The organism is Serratia rhizosphaerae (assembly GCF_009817885.1).
Taxonomy (GTDB): Bacteria; Pseudomonadota; Gammaproteobacteria; order Enterobacterales; family Enterobacteriaceae; genus Serratia_B; species Serratia_B rhizosphaerae.
The window spans coordinates 3,401,538-3,421,878 of the sequence record NZ_CP041764.1; the positions used below are offsets into that span (position 1 = coordinate 3,401,538).

Here is a 20,341-nt window from a genome sequence, read left to right on the forward strand (position 1 = left end):
CTGGTTATTGTTTTCTTGCTAATCAGATTTTGACCGCCACTGCGGGTCGTGCCGCTGGCCGCGCCACCAGATTAACAGGCTGATGATGCACAGCGTAATGCCGGCGGCGGCGACACCGTACCAGCCCGCATGTTGGTAGGCAGAGGCCGACAGCAGCGAGCCCAGCGCGCCGCCGATAAAGTAGCTGGTCATATAACCGGCGGTCAGACGGTTGCGCGCGTCGGGCATCACGCGGTAAATCACGCTCTGGTTGGTGACGTGTACCGCCTGCACCGCCAGGTCCAGAATGATGATGCCGATTAATAGTGCCCAGAGTGATTGTTTAGCTAAAGCGATGGGTATCCAGGATAACAGCAGCAGGATCAGCCCGGCGCTGGTGGTGAATCCGGCCCGGCCTTTATCCGTCTGCTGGCCGGCGTGGGAAGCAGCAAGCGCGCCGGCGGCGCCGACCAGGCCGAACAGACCGATGACCCCTTCGGAATAGCCGAACGGCGGGGCGGCCAGCAGAAACGCCATCGAGGTCCACAGCACGCTGAAATTGGCGAAGGAGAGCGCGCCGAGCAGGGCGCGGGTGCGCAGCAGCGGCGTGGTGCCGAACAGTACGAAGATCGATTTCAGCAGCTGCGGGTAATTCAGCCCGCTGTGCTGCTTATAACGCGGCAGCGCGCGCCACAGGATCAGCGCCATGACGACCATCAGCGCGCTGGCCACCCAGTAAATGGTGCGCCAGCCGCCGACGGAGGCCAGCGCCCCGGCGACGGTGCGCGCCAGCAGAATGCCGAGCAGCAGGCCGCTCATAATAATGCCGACGGTTTTGCCGCGTTTTTCCGGATGCGCCAGCGTCGCCGCCAGCGGCACCAGAATTTGCGCCACCACGGAAAACAGCCCGGTGAGCGCGGTGCCGAGGATCATCACCGCCAGCGTGCCGGAGGTGGCGGTGATCAACATGCCGCCGGCGGCCAGCAGTGTCATAAACACGATCAGGCCGCGCCGTTCGAACATATCGCCGAGCGGCACCAGAAACAGCAGCCCGACGGCATAGCCCAACTGGGCGGCGGTGACGATAAAGCCGGCCTGATTAACCGACAGGTTAAACTGCTGGGCAATGGTGTCCAGCAGCGGCTGGGCGTAATAGTTGCTGGCGACGGCCAGGCCGGTCGCCATGGCGATCAGCGCGGTCAGCGCCGGACTGAGTCCCGGGTGTTCTGTTGTGGTTTTCATCGGATTTCAGATAACTGGAAAAAGTGCGCAGAGTATCGGGCAGGAAAGGCGACAAATCCAATGTATAATTTTCATTTTATTTATCTCATTTCACGATAGATGCCATGAACCTGAAACAGATCCGCTATGCGCTGGCGGTGGCGGAGGAGCAGAGTTTTACCCGCGCCGCTCAGCGTTGCCATACCGTCCAGTCAGCCCTTAGCCACCAGATTGCCAAACTGGAGGAGGAACTGGGCTGCGTGCTGTTTGAACGCACCTCGCGCCGGGTGTCGCTGACCTCGGCCGGACGCGCGTTTATCCTGCCGGCACAGCGGCTGCTGTCGGCTCGTCAGACGCTGGTGGATGAAGTGGTGTCGGCCAGCGGCACGCTGTCCGGCACGCTGACCATTGGCACCATCTCAACGCTGAATGCGATAGATCTGACGGAAAAGCTGGCCGCCTTTCATCGCCATCATCCGGCGGTCAATATTCGCCTGTACGTGGGGATCAGCGAGCTGCTGCTGGAAAACGTTCGTCAGCAGCAGACCGACGTGGCGTTTGTCGGCATCTGGCCGGGGGACAAGGATATGCTGCCGGCCTCTCACCGTCTGCTGACCGATGAGCCGCTGGTGGCGCTGGTGTCGCCTCGCCATGCGCTGGCCGGCTGTCGTCAGGTGACGCTGCCGGCGCTGGCGGAAGTTCCGCTGGTGGATTTTTATAGCGGCACCGGCGCCCGGCGGCAGACCGACCGCGCCTTTCAGGCCGCCGGCGTCAGGCGGCACGTCAGCTTTGAAATCGACCATATTGAATGGCTGGAGAATCTGGTGCGCAGCGGCCTGGCGACCGGCATCGTGCCGGTTTCCACCGCCCTGCGTCTGAGCGGACTGGTGGCGGTGCCGATCAAGGATGGCCCGCGCAGACAGGTGTATTGCGCCTGGCATCAGCCGCTGTCCAGGGCGGCGGAGCGCTTTTTACAGTTTAGCGGCCTGGGGCCGGCGGGAGAGTGAGAATCGGCCCTCCCGCAGAGAGAGGGCCGTAGAGGGAGGGATTACTTCTTCGCCGCGGCTTCTTCGGCGGTTTTCACCCAGCCGTCAAAGGTTGCCTGATGGGCCTTGATCCAACCGTTAACGTGGTTTTCGATATCGGATTCAGACGCCTGGCCTTCATGCATACGCAGGTTCTGGGCGTTGATATCGGCGATAGGCAGTTTCATGGTGGCGAACAGCTTGGCGGCTGCCGGGTTCTTCTCTGCCCACTGTTTGTTGGCGGCAATACGCATGGTATTGACCGGGAAGCCATAGTTGGCGCCGTTAGGCAGCTTGGTGTCGACGTTCTTCTGCTCGCCCGGCAGGGATGAGAACGGCACCTGCAGCCAGACCACATCGCGCCCCGGTACCAGTACGTCGCTCACCCAGTATGGCGTCCAGGTGTAGTACAGGATCGGTTTGCCTTCCTTGAAGCGGGTGATGGTGTCGGCGATCATTGCCGCGTAGTTGCCCTGATTGTGCGTGACGGTCTTTTCCAGCCCGTAGGCGCCCAGATGGTGGTTAATCACCGCTTCACAGCCCCAGCCCGGCGTACAGCCGGTCATATCGGCCTTGCCGTCGCCATTGGTGTCGAACAGCTTGGCGATTTTCGGATCTTTCAACTGTTCCACGTTGGTGATGTGATATTTGTCTGCGGTTTTCTTGTCGATCAGGTAGCCCTGTGCGGCGCCGTTGACGTATACCCCTTCGCGGTAGAACTTGGCATCACCGCCGGCGGCCTTGTACTGGTCGGCGTGCAGCGGATCCCAGTTGACGGCGAGGAAGGTGGCGTCGCCGGAGGCGATTGAGGTATAGGCGACGTTGTAGTCGACTTCACGCGGTGGTTTAACGTCGTAGCCCAGTTTTTCCAGCGCCTTGCTGACCAGCAGGGTCTGGAAGGTCTCTTCCGAAATGGTGCTCTGCACCGGTTGTACCGAGATACCTTTTCCTGGCAAATCAGCAGCGGAAGCAACCTGTGAGCCAATCAGTGTGGTAAGGGCGACAGCCCAGATTCCTGTAGTGCGCATAGTCTTTCCTCTGTGTTTGATGTTGTGGCGTTGTGACCCGCCGGAACGCTGCCGGCGGGAAAACCTCTCAGGCTTTTTTCATAAATGGCCGGGCGAGCAGGCCGATGGGACCGTGGACGTACCAGCGATGGGCGCCTTTGCTGCGGCTGTCACGCCCCAGCGACTGGGTGAGACGGTCAAGGATAATGGCCAGAATCACGATGCCGACGCCCCCGACGGCGGCCAGGCCCATGTCGAGCCGGCCGATGCCGCGCAGCACCATCTGTCCCAGACCGCCGACGGCGATCATCGAGGCGATCACCACCATCGACAGCGCCAGCATCAGCGTCTGGTTAACCCCGGCCATAATGGTCGGCATTGCCAGCGGCAGCTGCACCTTGAACAGCAGCTGGCGCGGGCTGGAACCGAAGGATTCAGCCGCTTCGATCAGATCTTCCGGCACCTGTTTGATCCCGAGGATCGTCAGGCGCACGATCGGCGGCAGGGCGAAGATAATGGTCACCACCACGCCCGGCACGTTGCCGATACCGAACAGCATGACGATCGGCACCAGATAGACAAACGCCGGGGTGGTCTGCATGGCGTCGAGCAGCGGCCGGATGATTTTGGCGGCGTGTTTGCTGCGCGCCAGCCAGATGCCGAGCGGCAGGCCGATGACGATACAGAAGAACAGCGCCGTCAGCACCAACGCCAGCGTCACCATCGCCTGTGACCAGGCGCCGATTGCGCCGATGGCGATCAGCGACACCAGCGTGGCGGCGCCCATGCCGAGGCCGGACAGCTGCCAGGCGATCAGCGAGAACACGATAATGGCGATTGGCGCCGGCATCCCCAACAGCAGCTGTTGAAAGCCGCTGAGGATAAAATCAACCGGCACGCGAATGCCCTGAAACAGCGGGCGGAAATGCAGCACCAGCCAGTCGATGCCCTGCGTGACCCAGGAGTCAAACGGCACCCAGGCTTTGTGGAACGGATCGAGCAGGTTGAAGTGCTCCGGCTGGGCCGGCGCGCTGTTCAGCCAGTCTGCGCCGCCCTGGGCAGCCTGCTGTCCGGCATCATGCGCGGCAGGCGGCGGGCTGCTGGACCAGGCGTCCGCGCCACTCCCGGCCGGCGCCTGTGCGGGCGCATCGCCGGCGGAACCGCCGGTTGACCAGGGATCGCTGCCGCCGCCTGCGGGGGCGTCCTGTGCCGGAGCGCCCTGTGTCGGGGCATCCTGCGCCGGCGTGTTTTGCGCCGGGGCGTCAGGTTGTTCAGAGGCGCTTGCCCACGGATCTTGGTTTTTGTCATCACTCATTCGCTGGGCCCTCTTTATCTAAAGCCTGCAGCAGCATGGCTTTGGAGATGATTCCGATATAGGTGTGCTCGTCGTCGATAACCGGTACGGCGCAGGGCGCCTGCGCTACCAGCGAAATCAGTTCGCTGAGCGGCATATCGGCAGCAACCGGCGCCGGGGCTTCCAGCAGTGCGTCATCAAGGCTCAGGTTGGCCTCCAGCGCTTTTTCCAGCGAGTCGATCGACACCACGCCGACAAATTTCTGCCCGCGGTCGAGCACATAGCCATAGCCTCGGTCTTCGTCACGCAGCAGACGCAGCGCCGAACGCGGGCCGAAACCGGGCGCTTTGCGGATCAGGGTGACCGGGCGGCGCTGGGCGATATCCTTCGCGCTGAAAACGTGGCTGATATCGACGCCGCGGAAGAAAGTGCGGACATAGTCGTTGGCCGGGTTGTTGAGGATTTCATCCGGCGTGCCGACCTGAATCACTTCACCGCCCTGCATAATGGCGATGCGATCGCCAATGCGCATAGCTTCATCCAGATCGTGAGAGATAAATACGATGGTGCGCTGATGTTTGGCCTGCAGTTTCACCAGCTCATCCTGCATCTCGGTGCGGATTAACGGATCGAGCGCCGAGAAGGCTTCATCCATCAGTAATATATCCGGGTTATTCGCCATGGCGCGGGCCAGGCCGACGCGCTGGCGCATACCGCCGGATAATTCATCCGGGTAAGAGTGGGCATAATTTTCCAGCCCGACCTGACGCAGCGCCTCCAGCGCTTTTTGCTGCCGTTCCTGCAGCGGAATGCCGGCCAGTTCCATGCCGAACGCCGTATTATTTACTACATTCAGGTGCGGCATCAGCGCAAATGACTGGAATACCATGCTGATTTTATTTCTGCGTACCGTACGCAGCGCAGATTCCGATATTTTCGCAATATCTTCGCCGTCGATGCGTACTTCGCCGCGGGTGGGGGTGATCAGACGATTGAGAAGGCGTACCAGGGTTGACTTCCCGGAGCCGGAAAGCCCCATGATGACGAAGATTTCGCCTTCTTCAATGGCCAGATTGGCATTTTTCACGCCAAGTGAAAGTCCGGTTTTTTCAAACAACTGGTCTTTGCTGAACCCTTTGTCTATCAGCTTAAATGCGCGATCCGGATGTTCACCGAATATTTTATATAGATTCTTAACTTCTATTTTAATTGACATGCAATGTGCTGTTTCCTCTGGTTTATTTCAAACGATAAAAAACTTCCTAATACGAAAATAATAGTGCTTCATACCCTAACACAGTGAGCATTTGAGACAAGTCTCAATGTTATCAGTACGTCGGGCGGCGGTTTACATCAGGCGTTATCTTGGCTATGGTAAAATTGCCGGTGATTTAAAATCATTGGCAAAGATCGCAAAATATTCCACTGAACAATACGGATTTATTGATAAATATCCGTTGCCTGCGGCTGAAATGTCGGATGATATTTTTCAGGATAAACCTTGCCTGCGGGAGGAATATTTTATCGTCCTGGATGACGGCGCAATGGGTAAATTTCAGCGTGGCGGAAATAATAAAAAACCCGGCGGATAGCCGGGTGAAATTCATCAGTATTCAACAACAGACGTCGACATCGAGGGGATATCGCCGGGGCAGTGTAACCGGCGACTGTGACAGTCTGATGTCACGTTACGCCTTACGGTACAAACGTCTGGGATGGCCGATATTGCCGTACACCATTTCGACCCGGACGAACTGCGTACTGACGCAGTATTCCAGGTAGCGGCGCGCGGTGGTTTTGCTGATGCCGGCCTGCTCGACAATATCCTCCACCGCATGGGCGTAATCCGGCCGGCGGATAAACAGCGCCTGCACCAGCTCCAGGGTATTGGGCTCGATGCCCTTGGCGCTCGGCTCAGTGGAAAACTGCTTGGACTGCAGGTTATACAGGGCGTCGACGTTGCTCTGATCGATCACTTTAAACGTACGCTGGGTCTGCACAAACTGCATAAAACGTTCCAGCGAGTTGCGCAGCCGTTTGTACGACAGCGGTTTGATGATGTAATCAAAGGCGCCGTTACGAATGGCCTGGCTGCAGGTGTGCATATCGCTGGCGGCGGTGATGAAGATTACCGAACAGCCGGGATTTTTGACCGCAGGCTCTTCCATCAGCTCGATGCCTTGCCCGTCCGGCAGGAAATTGTCCAGCAGGATTAACCGCGGCCGTTGTGCGCTGACTTTGGCTCGCGCTTCGCTCAGGGTCGCGGCATAGGCGACGACGCGCAGATTAAAATTCTTCTCGATAAACTCTGCATGCAGTGTTGCCAACTGCGGTTCATCTTCGACGATCAAAACGTCCAGTGCTTCAGGTTGCATGCTTCGGGTGCCCGTTTTTTATCAATTCTTGGGGATAAACAGGGAAAAAATGGCGCCGTGCGGCTCATTGTCCGACACTTCTATACTGCCGTGCGCCTGGGCGACATGGCTGGCGACCAAGTGCAGGCCGATGCCGTGATCGCCGTGCCGTTTGGTGGAAACGCCCTGTTCAAACAGCGTCTCGCGTATCTCCGCCGCGATGCCGCCGCCGTGGTCGGCGACCTCAATCACCAACTCATTGCCATTATCATTAATATAGAGTTCTACCGCGTCGTGCGGCGCAGCGCAATGCAGGGTTGCTTCCACCGCGTTATCCAGCAGGTTGCCGATAATCGACATCAGTTCGGTTTCATTCAGCGCGGCCGGTATCTGGCGCAGCTGACAGGCGGGGTCAAAACGCAGTTCCACGCCTTTTTCCCGCGCGCTGGCGTATTTGCCCAGCAGCAGGCCGCACAGCGCCGCCGAACTGAAACGCTGCGAAATAAAGTCGAGGATCTCCTGCGCGCCTTCCGACTGCGCCTCCACGTAGCGTATGGCTTCGTCATAGCGCTGCATATGCAGCAGCCCGGCGAGGGTGGCAGTCCAGTTGAGTTGTTCGTGGCGCATAATGCGCAGGCTGTCGGCGTAGCGTTTCACCTGGCTGAGCTGGCTGCTCAGCGTATTGATGTCGTTTTTATCGCGGAAGCTGATCACCCAGCCCTGCAGGCGATCTTCCTGCATGATGCGCACCCGGTTGGCGATCACCCGGACGTGGTTGAAGCGGCAGACCTCGTCGTGACAATCCTGGGCGAGCTGCGCCGGGCTGAAAAAGTCCGGCTGCGCCTGGATCACCTCGGCGATATCTCGCCCCATCAGACTGCTGGCCGGCTGGCGCAGATCCAGCAGTTCGCGCGCGGCGTGGTTGATGGTGATGATCTTCTGCTGGGGATCGATGGCGATCACCCCTTCATAAATGGCTTCCAGCAGCGCCTTTTGTTGACGCACCAGCAGGGCGATATCCTGCGGCTCCAGCCAGAACATTTGGCGTTTGAGGTTTTTTGACAGCAGCCAGGAGAAAATAAACAGTGCGATCAGCAGCAGAATAATCGAGCCGATAATCTGCGTCAGGGTACGCGCATTTAAATTATCGATATGCGATTTAAGATAGCCGACCGAAACAATGCCGATCACCTGATTATTTTCGTCGACGATCGGTGCTTTACTGCGTAACGATATTCCGATGCCGCCTTTGCGAATGGAAATAATGCTCTTACCTTCCAGCACCTCTTTATTATCGCCGCCGACCATCGCCGTGCCGTAGCGGCCGGGATATTCGGAATGATAAAGGTGGCGAGCATGACGATCGCCGATCACAATATAACTGGCGTCGCTGCTGGCGCGGATTTTTTTCAGCAGGGCGGCAATGGCATGTGCGTCCTGTTGTTGCACCGCCTGCGCCAAAGAGGGAATCAGGGCAATTTCCCGGGCCTGCACCTGCGCCCGCGCGCCCAAATCGCGGTGCAGTTGGGCGTCCAGCTGATAATAGGTATAGGCGCCGATCAGCGTCAGCAACAGGCAGGAGAACGCGACCAGACACAGAAACAGTTTGATTTGAAATGAGAGTTTTCTACGCATGTCGGCCGTGGGTCAGGAAGCGAATTCGGTGGCTTACCCTATCACGAGATGCGTCGTCAGGTGTATTGCGTTCGATCATGTTGTGATCGCCGGCATGGCTTTATACTCGCCGTGGCGAATTCGTCTACACTGTTTATAATTCGATAAAGTTTAAATTAAATTATCTTTAAAACCATTAACGCCACGCCATATTTTACATAACCCGATTAAAAACCATAGAAACCATAACCACCATTAAAAACCCTTTTTATCTTTGAACAGAATCACAGCGAATAATCTGTTGCATTATCTATGATGGCTGAACAAACCAATAAGAGGCCAGATTATGAGCACAACTGATGATTCTTATCTCGTTGCCGGCGATAAAACCGCAGATGTTCCGCTGCGGGAAAAGTGGTGGCGGGTTTTGGATAATTACAAAATAGGCATTATTCCGCTGCCGTTCTTTTTACTGGCCGGCGGACTGATTCTGCTCGACTGTCTGGAAGGCTCGTTGCCCAGCGATATCGTGGTGATGGTGGCGACGCTGGCCTTTTTTGGTTTTGCCTGCGGTGAGTTCGGCAAACGTCTGCCGCTGGTGGGGAAAATGGGGGCGGCGGCGATCTGCGCGACCTTTATCCCCTCTGCGCTGGTGCACTACGGCCTGTTGCCGGACGTGGTGGTGGCGTCGACCACCACATTCTACAAGTCGACCAATATTCTTTATCTCTACATCTGCTGCATTATCGTCGGCAGCATTATGAGCATGAACCGCCAGGTGCTGATCCAGGGCTTCCTGCGTATCTTCGTGCCGATGCTGTGCGGCGAGATCGTCGGCATGCTGGTGGGGATGGGCGTCGGGCTGGCGCTGGGGCTGGAGCCGTTCCAGATCTTCTTCTTCCTGATCCTGCCGATCATGGCCGGCGGCGTCGGCGAAGGGGCGATTCCGCTGTCAATGGGCTATGCGACGATCCTGCATATGGAGCAGGGCGTGGCGCTGGGGCGCATTCTGCCGATCGTCATGCTCGGCAGTCTGACGGCGATCGTGATGGCCGGTCTGTTGAACCAACTGGGCAAACGCTACCCGCATCTCACCGGCGAAGGCAGCCTGATGGCGAGTAAAGCGGGCGGCAGCGAGATGTCGGCGGTCGAAAAAGTCAGCGGCAAGGTGGACGTCAGCACGCTGGCCTGCGGCGCGCTGCTGGCGATTCTGTTGTATATGGTGGGGATGCTGCTGCACCGTATGATTGGCCTGCCGGCGCCGGTCGGCATGCTGTTTGCCGCCGTGGCAGTCAAACTGGCGCATGGCGTGTCGCCGCGTATCCAGGAAGGCTCACAGGTGGTGTATAAATTCTTCCGCACTGCGGTGACGTACCCGATTCTGTTCGCCGTCGGCGTGGCGATTACCCCGTGGCAGGAGCTGGTGGACGCCTTCACCGTGCAGAACCTGATCGTGATTGTCTGCACCGTCGGTGCCCTGGTGGGCACCGGTTTCCTCGTCGGTAAAAAAATCGGTATGCATCCGATCGATGTCGCCATTGTTTCCTGTTGCCAGAGCGGGCAGGGGGGCACCGGCGATGTGGCGATCCTGACGGCGGGCAACCGCATGTCGCTGATGCCGTTCGCCCAGATCGCCACCCGCATCGGCGGCGCGATCAACGTATCCCTTTCTCTACTGGTGTTGTCGCATTTCTTTGCCTGATAGTGTTCCTTAGCAGGTCTTTGCCTTGCCCCGTCCCCACGGGGCTTTTTTTTGGCCGCTTAAAACGCCCAGTCTTCATCTTCGGTGATCATCGCCTTGCCAATCACGTAAGACGACCCCGAACCGGAGAAGAAATCGTGGTTCTCGTCGGCATTGGGTGAGAGCGCCGACAGAATCGCCGGGTTGACCTCCGCCATGGATGCCGGGAACAGCGCCTCGTAACCGAGGTTCATCAACGCTTTGTTGGCGTTGTAGTGCAGGAAGGTTTTCACCTCTTCCGTCCAGCCCACCTCGTCGTACAGTTCCTCAGTGTAGTGCACCTCGTTTTCATACAGATCCTGCAGCAGGTCGAAGGCAAAGCGCTTCACCTGCTGGCGGCGGGCGGCGTCAACCTGCTCCAGCCCTTTTTGGAATTTATAGCCGATGTAGTAGCCATGCACCGCTTCGTCGCGGATGATCAGGCGGATCAGATCGGCGGTATTCGTCAGTTTGGCGCGGCTGGACCAGTACATCGGCAGATAAAAGCCGGAATAGAACAGGAAAGATTCCAGAAACACGCTGGCGACCTTTTTCAACAGCGGATCGTCGCTGCGGTAATGCGCCAGAATGATATCGGCCTTTTTCTGCAGCGCGCGGTTCTCTTCACTCCAGCGGTAGGCCTCGTCGACGTCGCGGGTCTGGCACAGCGTGGAGAAGATCGAGCTGTAGGAACGCGCGTGCACCGCTTCCATAAAGCTGATATTGGAATAGACCGCCTCTTCATGCGGGGTGATAGCATCACCGATCAGCATCGGCGCGCCGACGGTGTTCTGAATGGTGTCCAGCAGCGTCAGGCCGGTGAAAACGCGAATGGTCAGCTGCTGCTCTTTCGCCGTCAGCGTACCCCAGGAGGGGATATCGTTCGACAGCGGCACCTTCTCCGGCAGCCAGAAATTGGTGGTCAGCCGGTTCCATACTTCCAGGTCTTTATCGTCTTCGATTTTATTCCAGTTGATCGCCTGGACTCTCTGCAGTTTCATAACGCTCCTTACAGCGCGCAGGACACGCAGCCCTGAACTTCGGTGCCTTCCAGCGCCATCTGACGCAGGCGGATGTAGTAGATGGTTTTAATGCCCTTGCGCCAGGCGTAGATCTGCGCCCGGTTGATATCGCGGGTAGTGGCGCTGTCGCGGAAGAACAGCGTCAGCGACAGCCCCTGATCGACATGCTGGGTAGCGGCCGCGTAGGTATCAATGATCTTTTCCGGACCAATCTCGTAGGCGTCCTGGTAATACGCCAAATTGTCATTGGTCATATAAGGCGCCGGATAATAGACGCGGCCGATCTTGCCCTCCTTGCGGATCTCGATACGCGAGACGATCGGATGGATGCTTGAGGTGGAGTTGTTGATGTAAGAAATCGAACCGGTTGGCGGCACCGCCTGCAGGTTCTGGTTGTACAAACCGTGCAGCATCACCGACTGGCGCAGCGCCTGCCAGTCCGCCTGTGTCGGGATAGAGACACCGGCGTCGGCAAACAGCGCGTTTACCCGCTCGGTCTGCGGCAGCCACGGAGTATCGATATATTTGGCGAAGTATTCGCCGCTGGCATAGGCCGACTCTTCAAAGCCGCCGAAGCTGCATTTACGCTCGATAGCCAGCTGATTCGAGGCGCGCAGGGCGTGATAGGCGACGCAGTAAAAATAGATATTGGTGAAGTCGATCCCTTCCGGCGAGCCGTAGAAGATACGTTCACGCGCCAGATAGCCGTGCAGGTTCATTTGGCCGAGACCAATGGCGCGCGAGGCGCGGTTACCTTCGGCGACGGAGGGCACGGAACTGATATCGCTCATCTCTGCCACCGCGGTCAGCGCGCGAATGGCGGTTTCCACCGTTTTGCCGAAGTCCGGCGCGTCCATGGTTTTGGCGATGTTCAGCGATCCCAGGTTGCAGGAGATGTCCTTGCCGATCTGCTGATAGCTGAGATCGGCGTTGTAGTGGCTGGCGCGGTTGACCTGCAGGATTTCCGAGCACAGGTTGCTCATATTGATGCGGCCGGCGATCGGATTGGTGCGGTTCACCGTATCTTCAAACATGATATAGGGATAACCAGACTCAAACTGGATTTCCGCCAGTAGCTGGAAGAACTCACGTGCGTTGATACGCGACTTGCGGATGCGCCTGTCGTCCACCATTTCGCGGTACTTTTCGCTGACGCTGAGCTCCGACAGCGGCACGCCGTACACCCGTTCGACGTCATACGGCGAGAACAGGTACATCTCTTCGTTGTTTTTCGCCAGTTCGAAGGTGATGTCCGGGATCACTACGCCGAGGGACAGCGTCTTGATACGGATTTTCTCATCGGCGTTTTCGCGCTTGGTATCGAGGAAGCGCAGAATATCCGGATGGTGGGCGTGCAGATACACCGCGCCGGCCCCCTGTCGGGCGCCCAGCTGATTGGCGTAGGAGAAGGCATCCTCCAGCATCTTCATGATCGGGATCACCCCGGACGACTGGTTTTCGATCCGCTTGATCGGCGCGCCGGCCTCGCGGATATTGCTCAGCAGAAAGGCCACGCCGCCGCCGCGTTTCGACAGCTGCAGCGCCGAGTTCACCGCCCGGCCGATCGACTCCATATTGTCTTCGATCCGCAGCAGGAAGCAGGAAACCAGCTCGCCGCGCTGTTTTTTGCCGCTGTTCAGGAAGGTGGGCGTCGCCGGCTGGAAGCGTCCGGATACCATCTCCTCCACCAGATGCTGCGCCAGCGTGGTATCGCCGGCCGCCAGCGTCAGGGCCACCATACATACCCGGTCCTCATAGCGTTCCAGGTAGCGTTTGCCGTCGAAGGTTTTCAGCGTATAGCCGGTGTAATATTTAAAAGCGCCGAGGAAGGTCGCAAAGCGAAACTTTTTCGCATACGCCTGCTTAAACAGCTGTTTGATAAACGGGAAATCGTACTGCGTCAGCACCTGCGGCTCGTAGTAGCCCTCATCCACCAGATAGCGCAGCTTTTCCGCCAGATTATGGAAAAACACCGTGTTCTGGTTCACGTGCTGCAGAAAATAGTGGCGCGCGGCCTGTTTATCCTGCTCAAACTGGATGCGCCCTTCGGCGTCGTAAAGGTTGAGCATGGCGTTAAGCGCATGGTAGTCCAGCGCGTCGGCGCCGGGTCTGATCAATTCTGTCGTTGCCAAAATGCGGTTACTCCCTGTCGTACGTTTGCAACGTCTTGTGCGGTGCCGAGCAGTTCAAAGCGGTAAAGAAAAGGCACCTGGCATTTGTTGGCGATAATCTCGCCGGCGATGCCATACGCTGCACCGAAGTTGGTGTTGCCGGCGGCGATGACGCCGCGCAGATAAGCGCGATTATGCGGATCGTTGAGAAAGCGGATCACCTGGATCGGCACCGCGCCGGTGGCGCCGCCGCCGCCATAGCTGGGCACGATCAAAATATAGGGGCGATCCACCTGCAGTTTTTCACGGCTGCCGGCGATCGGGATGCGTATCGCCGGCAACGCAAGTTTCTCAACGAACCTGTGTGTGTTCTCCGAACTGCTGGAGAAATAGACCAATGGATTCATCAGAACGACTCACGACGCCGTGGCGTGAATCAGCGCGCCGATCTTGTCGGGGCGAAAGCCCGCCCAGTGATCGTCGCCGGCAACGATCACCGGAACCTGCTGGTAACCTAATGATTTGACATGGTTGAGCGCTTGCTGATCCTGAGTGAGATCGATCACCTGATAAGTAATTCCCTGTTTATCGAATGCGCGATAGGTGGCGTTGCACTGGACACAGTCCGGCTTACTGTAAATAATAATGCTCATGATTCGCATTTACCTTTTGGTCTGAAGGAAAAGCGGTAAAGTCAGAAATCAGAACCTGATGCGGTACTTCTGACGACGTTATCAACTCACACAGTGTCCCTGCGGCTGATGCTTAATATACTAGATATTGATCTTAAATTTATCAACCGCACCATATATGGTGTTTTGTCCTATTTTTGTGCGAGGCCGCGCCGGGGCTGGATCGGCGGAGAAAAATTTTTTTATGCCGTTAAGCAGGGGAGTCAATCAGGAGAAGTTGTGGCCGGTCTGGCGACGATATGAGGATAAAAGTAAGCGGCCCGCAGTTTCCCGCGGGCCAGACGCACATCTGTTTTATCTTTATGACTGCAAGGGGTGTTAACGCCGGTCCGGCAGCGCGTCGGGTGCGATACCCACGTTCTGCCAAGGTCTGTCATGCACATATTCATCAGCACATCTTTACAGTGTAGACCATTTTTCAGCCGCGCGTTGGCAAGTGAAGGAGTCAGCGTCTGTGGGGTTGTACATTTGGTTACTCAAGGAAACCAATCACTCACGGAAAGGCGACAGTGCTTCTTCTAGTATCTGCTGCAACGGCCCGCAGGGGCTTACCGAAGAACATACTGAGGAATGTAATGATGAAAAAATTATTAGCTCTGGCCGTTGCGGCAACGATGGGTCTGTCTTCCGTGGCTTTCGCGGCTGAAACTGCTGCTGCGCCAGCAACCGCTGCGCCAGCGGCGACCACCAGCTCACCGGCTGCCGCGGCGACAAAAGCTCCGGCAAAAACCAGCCATAAGAAAACGCATCACAAAAAAGCCCATAAAAAAGCCGCAGAGCAGAAAGCTCAGGCCGCCAAAGCGAAAAAACACGCTAAAAAAGCCCCGGCGCAAAAAGCGCAGGCGGCGAAAAAGCATCACAAAAAAGCAGGTAAGAAAGCCGCTTGATTAAGCGATCGCCATGCCATGCGTCAAGCGCCTGGCTTATGGCGTCTGATGCCAACACCCGGTTCCCCCGGGTGTTTTTTAGGGCCGCCTGTCATGATAAATCGCTACCTGTTGGCGCTGATCTACAGCGTGATTGCCTTGTGCGGCCTGTTGGTCGCCTGGTGGCTGTTTCTGAACCGTTTTTTGTAACCCTCGTGCCGCCCGTCGACGCCTGATTTACCTTTCAAACATCACGCCATTTTCCCTCTCGCTGCGCCTCAAACAGCGTGTTTGGTTCTGCAGAATGCAACGCTATCCCGCCATAAACCGTGCCTCAAGAATAGTCTGAAACCCCCGTGCTGACGGCGGAAAATTATTGTTTCGGCCAATGATTCCGGTAAGGTCGCACGGCAGTTTGGCATGAGAGGAGAAAGCGATGTATTTACGGCCGGATGAAGTGGCTAAGGTATTGGAGAGTACCGGCTTTAAGTGTGACTCGATGAGCGACCAGGCGTATGGTTACCGCAAGGGCGAGCACTATGTGTACGTGAACCGGGAAGCCCGGATGGGCAGAACCGCGCTGGTGATTCATCCTGAGTTAAAAGAGCGCAGCCGCTATTTCGCCACGCCGGCTTCGCCGATACGCGTCAGCGAACAATACCTTGAATTCCCGTTGGACGTCAGCGGCGACAGTCCGGGCCGGCGTTACGGTATTCCCCACGGTTTCAGCTCGCGTGAAGCGCTGAGCCGCTACCTTTACAGCATGTTTCTGTAATTCCGGCGTAGCGCATTGCACTACACCGGTTATCAGCCGTTGGCCACCGCGTCCAGATTAAAGCGCGCATTATAGGCGCGGCGGAACTGCGCCAGTTCAAACGCGTCCAGATCCAATTCGGCAAAGTAAAACAGTGCGGACTCCGTGTATTCGGCATTCAGCTCCGGCGACAGGCCGGCGCGGATCAGCATATCGCGCCATTGGGCGAGCTGGGTGTCGTCTGCCTCCTTGATAAAGGCGACATAGATAAACAGCAGGTAGGCGGCCCGGTGCATCTCTTCTGTATAGCCGTTATTCAGCATGCGAATAAACGCCTGGCTGTTGCGGCCACCCATTTCCTGCATCATTGACTCAATCAGCATGGGCTTGACCCGTAGCCACTGGGCCAGCGAGTCAACGGCCTTGCGGGTATCGGACGTCAGGATCCGGTAGCCGGCGATGAATACGACGATCAGGGCAGCGATGATAATCCACGTCATGGCGGTATTTTCTATTCAATGATGGCCTGAGGCGCCGGGCTGGCGCCCGTCGTCTTAGTGCTGTTCGCCGCTGAAGTTCCCTGCGGTCTGCTGCTGGTTTTGCAGATGGTGGTTGAACGTGGCGGCGTCTTTTGCCAGCGCGTCCAGATGCGCGCCCAGCATTTTGATCTGTTTTACCAGTGCATGCTGCTGCGGAACGGAAGTGGCGGTGCTCAGTTTACGCGCCAGTTGCTCATTTTGCGCATGCAGCGCGGCCTCACGCCGTTTGGCTTCCTCCAACAGCGCCATTTCACGCTGTTTGGATTCTTCCAGCTGTTGTTGCAGAGCGTCATAGCTTTGTTGCCATTCGCGGTGCTGCTTTTCGAAGCTGGCCTGCAACTCATTCATTGCATTTTGAAACTGGATTTCCAGCTCGCGCATAGTCATGGTCTTCTTCCCTTTGCGGCACTCAGTAGTCTGCCTGCAGTATAACGAAAAGCGCGCGTAAGCTCACCCGTTGCGAACAAAAGCAGACAAACTCCCGGTGCGCATCCGGAACTTGCAACCTGGCCGCAGGGTCTTACAATCAACAAAATTCCCCGCAGTACAAGGAGCCACAGGTCGTTTCCGGTATCAACCCCCAAGTGAGTGGCAGCGAGATGAGCAACGAAGATAAAGGCTTTTTTGAGCAGGCGATGGCGGACGTCATCCCGTTATCCGGGCAGCAGCAAACGCTGTATCTGCAACCGCAGTCCCAGGTCGATAAGCGCGCCCGGCGCGACGCGCTGGCACAGTCAGAGGAAAACCCACTCAGCAGCGATTTTTTGACGATTATTCCCGGTGATACGCCGCTCGAATACAAACGGGAAGGGATTCAGCAGGGCGTGCTGGATAAGCTGCGCAGCGGACGTTACGCGCCACAGGCCAGCCTGCACCTGCTGAGGCGGCCGGTGGAGGCCTGCCGGCAGGAACTGTACCGGTTTATCATGCTGGCGGAAAAAGAGAACCTGCGCTCGCTGCTGATCGTACATGGCCGCGGGCGTGATGATGAGAGCCATGCCAATATTGTGCGCAGCTATGTCGCCAAGTGGCTGGCACAGCTGGAGCAGGTACAAGCATTTTGCCGCGCGCTGCCGCGTGACGGCGGCGAGGGTGCCTGCTATGTGACGCTGCGTAAATCTGCGGCGGCCAAAGCGGATAATTTCGAGCGTCACGCCAAGCGCAGCCGTTAACGTCGCGCGCTCAGGCGGACAGCAGATTGGCGATTTCCAGCAGGTTATTATCCGGATCGCGCAGATACAGCGAGAGGAGGGGGCCAATCGCGCCGGTGCGCTCCACCGGCCCCTCCTCAATGATGACGCCGAGGTCGTCCAGTTCTTCGAGCACCTGGGCGAGCGGGGTCGAGGTAATAAAACACAGGTCGGCCGAGCCGGGCGTGGGGCGGTGCGCTTTTGGTTCAAACTCATGCCCCTGCCGGTGCAGATTGATCTTTTGCTGGCCAAAGCGCAGCGCTTTGCGGTCGCCACGGAAGGTGATGATGTCAAATCCCAGCACCTGCTGATAAAACTGGCAGCTGCGTTCAATGTCCGCCACCGTTAACACCAGGTGGTCCAGCCGTTCTATTTTCATGGCTATCCGCTGTCGTGCAGGGCGGCCGATGGCGCAGAATGCGCTAATCGGCCGCGTGGGTTATTTATCGAACAGTTTATGGTCCAGCGAGTAACGTCCGGCGCCGGTGACCGCCAGCAGCAACAACCCGCCGATAATACTGACGTTTTTAAAGAAGTTAATCTCGTTGCCCATCATTTCCGCCCCGGTCATGTGCCAGAACGGATGGCCGATAAAGGCGGTGCCCAGCACGTACAGGGCGAAAAGCAGCGCGATGGGGCGGGTAAAGATCCCGACAATCAGCGCGATGCCAAACAAAAACTCCACCACCACGGCGATGATCGCCGCCAGATAGGGCATCGGGGCGCCGTAACCTTCCATGGAGGTGACGGTTGCGCCAAAGTTGGTCAGTTTCATCCAGCCGAAAATGATAAACAGGATCATCAGCAATATTCTGGCCAGCAGAATAACGCCGTCTTTTGAACTATCACCCATTGCTAACTCCTTAGCCACTGATAAACGTTATGTTGTGTTGCTGCTTAAAGCGTAGACCATGTTTACCGTTATTCGAGGTATGGTGCGGCCTGAACGTCGGCATAGGCGGAATTATGGCGCGCAGGCGCCGCGGGGGAGGCGGCCTCCCCGAAAATGGCAATATTGAATGAAGGGCAGGAGAAAAACACGGGGGAATTAGCGCGCCTTGTGCGCAGACAGGATGAAAATCATCGGACGCTCTTTTTCTTCATCCAGCGCCGGGTTGTCGCGGATTTGCTGTGCTGAAGGCCCCCATTCATTCAAATAATTGATGATGAAGCCCTGCTGCACCAGCATATTCAGGTAACTGCCCAGCATGCGATGCTGTTTGATCACCCCTTCCGCCAGCCAGTTGGAAATACGTTCCCCTTCATGCTGATAACCGTTGATCGGCCAGGATTTTTGTCCGTCCTCGGCGATCAGCCAGCCCTGCCGCTGCGGCGCGGTGTAAATGGGGTGCTCTGCGGTGAAAATAAACCGGCCGCCGGGGCGCAGCGCCTGAAAGACGCGGCTGAACAGCGCCGGCAGGTCAACGATGTAATGCAGCGTCAGCGAGCTGTAAACCAGATCGGCAGACGCCGCCGGCAGCAGCGTCGTTTCCAGATCCTGCTGCTGATAGCGGATACCGGCGTCATTGGTCATGGATTGCGCTTTCTCGAGCATCTTTTGCGACAGATCGATCCCCAGCACTTCGGCGGCCCCTTGCTCACGGGCGTAGCGGCAGAACCAGCCGTAGCCGCAGCCCAGATCGATGACGTTTTTCCCCTGCAGAGCCGGCAGTATTTCACGGATGCTGGCCCACTCCGGTGCGCCGTCCAGGCCGTGTTGCGAGCGGCTGAGCTGCGCGTAACCGTCAAAGAAGCGTGGGTTGTCGTAGATATTTTGTGACATGGAAACTCCGGTGTCAGATGTGGTGGTGGTAAATCACTCATTCGCCATAGTAGGCGGACGCATGATTGATTTCCAGCGGGGACGGTCACGGGGTGATTGCGCTATCCGGCTGAAATTTATATAACACCCGTTGCGACACTATGACGTTTCACCTACAGACAGGATGGTTTATGCCGTTGTTTTACCGTCATTTTTATAGGGTTTTACTTGTATTACTGGTGGCCATGTGCGCGACGGCACCCGCCGGCGCCCGGCCGGATTTGGATCGCCGGATTGGCGTTACGGTGGCGGAGCGCGGGACGGCTGACTATGCCTTCAGCGACTTTCGCCTGGCCTCGGCGGATGGTGAACGCCACTACCGCATTCGCATCGCCAAGCCGAAACAGGCCGCCCCGGCGGCGGGGTATCCGGTGATTTATTTCCTGGATGGCAACGCCGTGTTGATGCAGCTTAATGCCGGGCTGCTGCAGCGTCTGGCGCAGGCGCCGCATCCGCCGCTGTTGGTGATGCTGTCTTATGATAACGATCTGCGTATTGATGCAGCCGGGCGCGCCTATGATTATACGCCGGCGTTGCCTGCCGGGCAGCGTGGCCACCCGGTGCAGATGGGCCGCTGGCGCAGCGGCGGCGCCGATGCGTTTGCGACGCTGCTAGAGCAGCGCATCAAACCGCAGGTGGCGGCGCGCGTCACCGTGGATCCGCAGCGTCAGACGCTGTGGGGACACTCATACGGCGCACTGTTTGTGCTGCATACGCTGTTCCAGCGTCCGCAGTTGTTCCAGCACTATATTGCGGTGGAGCCTTCGCTGTGGTGGGGGAAAGGGCAAATTCTTAAGGAAGCGAAGGCGTTTGTCCGTCAGCCGCCGGCGTTGAACGCCCGTCTGCAGCTATGGGTGGGACAACAGGCCCCGGAGTCGCAGCCGCATCCGGGCGTGGGCGCGTCGCAGCCGGCCGATGCCGTGCGTCAGCTGTCGCAGCGTCTGGACGCACTGCCGGGGTTGCGGGCCAGCTATCGTCAATGGCCGGCATTGAGCCACGGGGCGATGCTGAATGCCGCTATTGCGCCGGCGTTGGAAGGGGTAGCCTCTGGGCAGTAACCTGAGATATGGCCAATAAAAAGCCCGCAGGCTGCGCTGCGGGCTTTTTTATTCGCGGTCGGAAGACCGGGTG

Annotated in this window: 23 protein-coding genes; 7 read left to right on the forward strand and 16 right to left on the reverse strand. The window is 57.7% G+C overall.

Going from position 1 to position 20,341, the window contains the following annotated elements:
* Window positions 1-18: 18 nt before the first annotated feature.
* Window positions 19-1,221, reverse strand: coding sequence for an MFS transporter (locus FO014_RS15840; RefSeq protein WP_160030222.1), 1,203 nt, complete (start codon window positions 1,219-1,221; stop codon window positions 19-21).
* A 104-nt stretch (window positions 1,222-1,325) separates the two neighbouring features.
* Here FO014_RS15840 and FO014_RS15845 point away from each other — a divergent pair, with 104 nt between their 5' ends.
* Entirely contained in the window at window positions 1,326-2,207 is an 882-nt protein-coding gene (locus FO014_RS15845; RefSeq protein ID WP_105232263.1) for a LysR family transcriptional regulator, read from the forward strand.
* A gap of 41 nt (window positions 2,208-2,248) precedes the next feature.
* Here FO014_RS15845 and proX read toward each other — a convergent pair whose 3' ends face one another.
* From proX to proV, 3 genes are all read right to left on the reverse strand, one after another.
* A complete protein-coding gene (proX, locus tag FO014_RS15850; protein ID WP_160030223.1) occupies window positions 2,249-3,253 on the reverse strand; it encodes a glycine betaine/L-proline ABC transporter substrate-binding protein ProX in 1,005 nt (334 codons plus the stop codon).
* 67 nt (window positions 3,254-3,320) lie between these two features.
* Window positions 3,321-4,547 carry a glycine betaine/L-proline ABC transporter permease ProW gene (gene proW / locus FO014_RS15855; RefSeq protein ID WP_160030224.1) on the reverse strand — a complete coding sequence of 409 codons (1,227 nt, stop codon included), beginning with the start codon at window positions 4,545-4,547 and terminating at the stop codon, window positions 3,321-3,323.
* Complete coding sequence (gene proV, locus FO014_RS15860; RefSeq protein ID WP_105232260.1) at window positions 4,540-5,742, reverse strand: glycine betaine/L-proline ABC transporter ATP-binding protein ProV; 1,203 nt, start codon at window positions 5,740-5,742, stop codon at window positions 4,540-4,542. Before proV ends, proW begins: the two co-directional genes overlap by 8 nt.
* Window positions 5,743-5,848: 106 nt before the next feature.
* On the opposite strand from proV, the gene FO014_RS15865 reads away from it, so the two are divergent.
* Complete coding sequence (locus FO014_RS15865) at window positions 5,849-6,118, forward strand: hypothetical protein (protein WP_160030225.1); 270 nt, start codon at window positions 5,849-5,851, stop codon at window positions 6,116-6,118.
* 96 nt (window positions 6,119-6,214) lie between these two features.
* Here the strand turns inward: FO014_RS15865 and FO014_RS15870 are convergent, their stop codons facing one another.
* Window positions 6,215-6,901 carry a response regulator gene (locus FO014_RS15870; RefSeq protein ID WP_105232258.1) on the reverse strand — a complete coding sequence of 229 codons (687 nt, stop codon included), beginning with the start codon at window positions 6,899-6,901 and terminating at the stop codon, window positions 6,215-6,217.
* Window positions 6,902-6,922: 21 nt separating this feature from the next.
* Window positions 6,923-8,515 carry an ATP-binding protein gene (locus FO014_RS15875; protein WP_160030226.1) on the reverse strand — a complete coding sequence of 531 codons (1,593 nt, stop codon included), beginning with the start codon at window positions 8,513-8,515 and terminating at the stop codon, window positions 6,923-6,925.
* Window positions 8,516-8,840: 325 nt separating this feature from the next.
* Here FO014_RS15875 and FO014_RS15880 point away from each other — a divergent pair, with 325 nt between their 5' ends.
* Complete coding sequence (locus FO014_RS15880; RefSeq protein ID WP_160030227.1) at window positions 8,841-10,196, forward strand: 2-hydroxycarboxylate transporter family protein; 1,356 nt, start codon at window positions 8,841-8,843, stop codon at window positions 10,194-10,196.
* A 59-nt stretch (window positions 10,197-10,255) separates the two neighbouring features.
* On the opposite strand, the gene nrdF is transcribed toward FO014_RS15880, so the two are convergent.
* The 5 genes from nrdF to FO014_RS24295 form a co-directional block, all read right to left on the reverse strand.
* Window positions 10,256-11,215 (reverse strand): class 1b ribonucleoside-diphosphate reductase subunit beta, encoded by a 960-nt coding sequence (nrdF, locus tag FO014_RS15885; protein WP_160030228.1) that lies wholly within the window; start codon window positions 11,213-11,215, stop codon window positions 10,256-10,258.
* A gap of 8 nt (window positions 11,216-11,223) precedes the next feature.
* Window positions 11,224-13,368 carry a class 1b ribonucleoside-diphosphate reductase subunit alpha gene (gene nrdE / locus FO014_RS15890; RefSeq protein WP_160030229.1) on the reverse strand — a complete coding sequence of 715 codons (2,145 nt, stop codon included), beginning with the start codon at window positions 13,366-13,368 and terminating at the stop codon, window positions 11,224-11,226.
* On the reverse strand, window positions 13,350-13,754 hold the full coding sequence (gene nrdI, locus FO014_RS15895; RefSeq protein ID WP_160030230.1) for a class Ib ribonucleoside-diphosphate reductase assembly flavoprotein NrdI: 405 nt from the start codon (window positions 13,752-13,754) through the stop codon (window positions 13,350-13,352). The genes nrdE and nrdI overlap by 19 nt, the downstream gene beginning before the upstream one ends.
* Before the next feature lie 9 nt (window positions 13,755-13,763).
* Window positions 13,764-14,000, reverse strand: a complete 237-nt coding sequence (gene nrdH / locus FO014_RS15900) for a glutaredoxin-like protein NrdH (protein ID WP_160030231.1) — start codon at window positions 13,998-14,000, stop codon at window positions 13,764-13,766.
* A 357-nt stretch (window positions 14,001-14,357) separates the two neighbouring features.
* The gene (locus FO014_RS24295; RefSeq protein ID WP_222618814.1) at window positions 14,358-14,420 is read right to left on the reverse strand and encodes a hypothetical protein; all 63 of its coding nucleotides are present in this window, start codon (window positions 14,418-14,420) and stop codon (window positions 14,358-14,360) included.
* Between the two features lie 197 nt (window positions 14,421-14,617).
* On the opposite strand from FO014_RS24295, the gene asr reads away from it, so the two are divergent.
* Both asr and FO014_RS15910 read left to right on the forward strand, forming a co-directional pair.
* Window positions 14,618-14,926, forward strand: coding sequence for an acid resistance repetitive basic protein Asr (asr, locus tag FO014_RS15905; protein WP_160031427.1), 309 nt, complete (start codon window positions 14,618-14,620; stop codon window positions 14,924-14,926).
* A 415-nt stretch (window positions 14,927-15,341) separates the two neighbouring features.
* Window positions 15,342-15,680, forward strand: coding sequence for a DUF2002 family protein (locus tag FO014_RS15910; RefSeq protein ID WP_160030232.1), 339 nt, complete (start codon window positions 15,342-15,344; stop codon window positions 15,678-15,680).
* 32 nt (window positions 15,681-15,712) lie between these two features.
* Here FO014_RS15910 and FO014_RS15915 read toward each other — a convergent pair whose 3' ends face one another.
* The gene (locus FO014_RS15915; RefSeq protein WP_160030233.1) at window positions 15,713-16,159 is read right to left on the reverse strand and encodes a DUF1198 family protein; all 447 of its coding nucleotides are present in this window, start codon (window positions 16,157-16,159) and stop codon (window positions 15,713-15,715) included.
* Window positions 16,160-16,213: 54 nt separating this feature from the next.
* Window positions 16,214-16,585, reverse strand: coding sequence for an MbeD/MobD family mobilization/exclusion family protein (locus FO014_RS15920; protein WP_111736586.1), 372 nt, complete (start codon window positions 16,583-16,585; stop codon window positions 16,214-16,216).
* Between the two features lie 212 nt (window positions 16,586-16,797).
* On the opposite strand from FO014_RS15920, the gene smrA reads away from it, so the two are divergent.
* Window positions 16,798-17,370, forward strand: coding sequence for a DNA endonuclease SmrA (smrA, locus tag FO014_RS15925; RefSeq protein WP_160030234.1), 573 nt, complete (start codon window positions 16,798-16,800; stop codon window positions 17,368-17,370).
* A gap of 10 nt (window positions 17,371-17,380) precedes the next feature.
* Here the strand turns inward: smrA and FO014_RS15930 are convergent, their stop codons facing one another.
* From FO014_RS15930 to FO014_RS15940, 3 genes are all read right to left on the reverse strand, one after another.
* On the reverse strand, window positions 17,381-17,767 hold the full coding sequence (locus tag FO014_RS15930) for a VOC family protein (protein WP_160030235.1): 387 nt from the start codon (window positions 17,765-17,767) through the stop codon (window positions 17,381-17,383).
* A gap of 60 nt (window positions 17,768-17,827) precedes the next feature.
* On the reverse strand, window positions 17,828-18,241 hold the full coding sequence (locus FO014_RS15935; RefSeq protein WP_160030236.1) for a DoxX family protein: 414 nt from the start codon (window positions 18,239-18,241) through the stop codon (window positions 17,828-17,830).
* A 195-nt stretch (window positions 18,242-18,436) separates the two neighbouring features.
* Window positions 18,437-19,171, reverse strand: a complete 735-nt coding sequence (locus FO014_RS15940; protein ID WP_160030237.1) for a class I SAM-dependent methyltransferase — start codon at window positions 19,169-19,171, stop codon at window positions 18,437-18,439.
* Window positions 19,172-19,341: 170 nt separating this feature from the next.
* Between FO014_RS15940 and FO014_RS15945 the strand changes: the two genes are divergently transcribed.
* Entirely contained in the window at window positions 19,342-20,268 is a 927-nt protein-coding gene (locus tag FO014_RS15945; RefSeq protein ID WP_160030238.1) for an alpha/beta hydrolase, read from the forward strand.
* The last annotated feature ends 73 nt before the right edge of the window (window positions 20,269-20,341 follow it).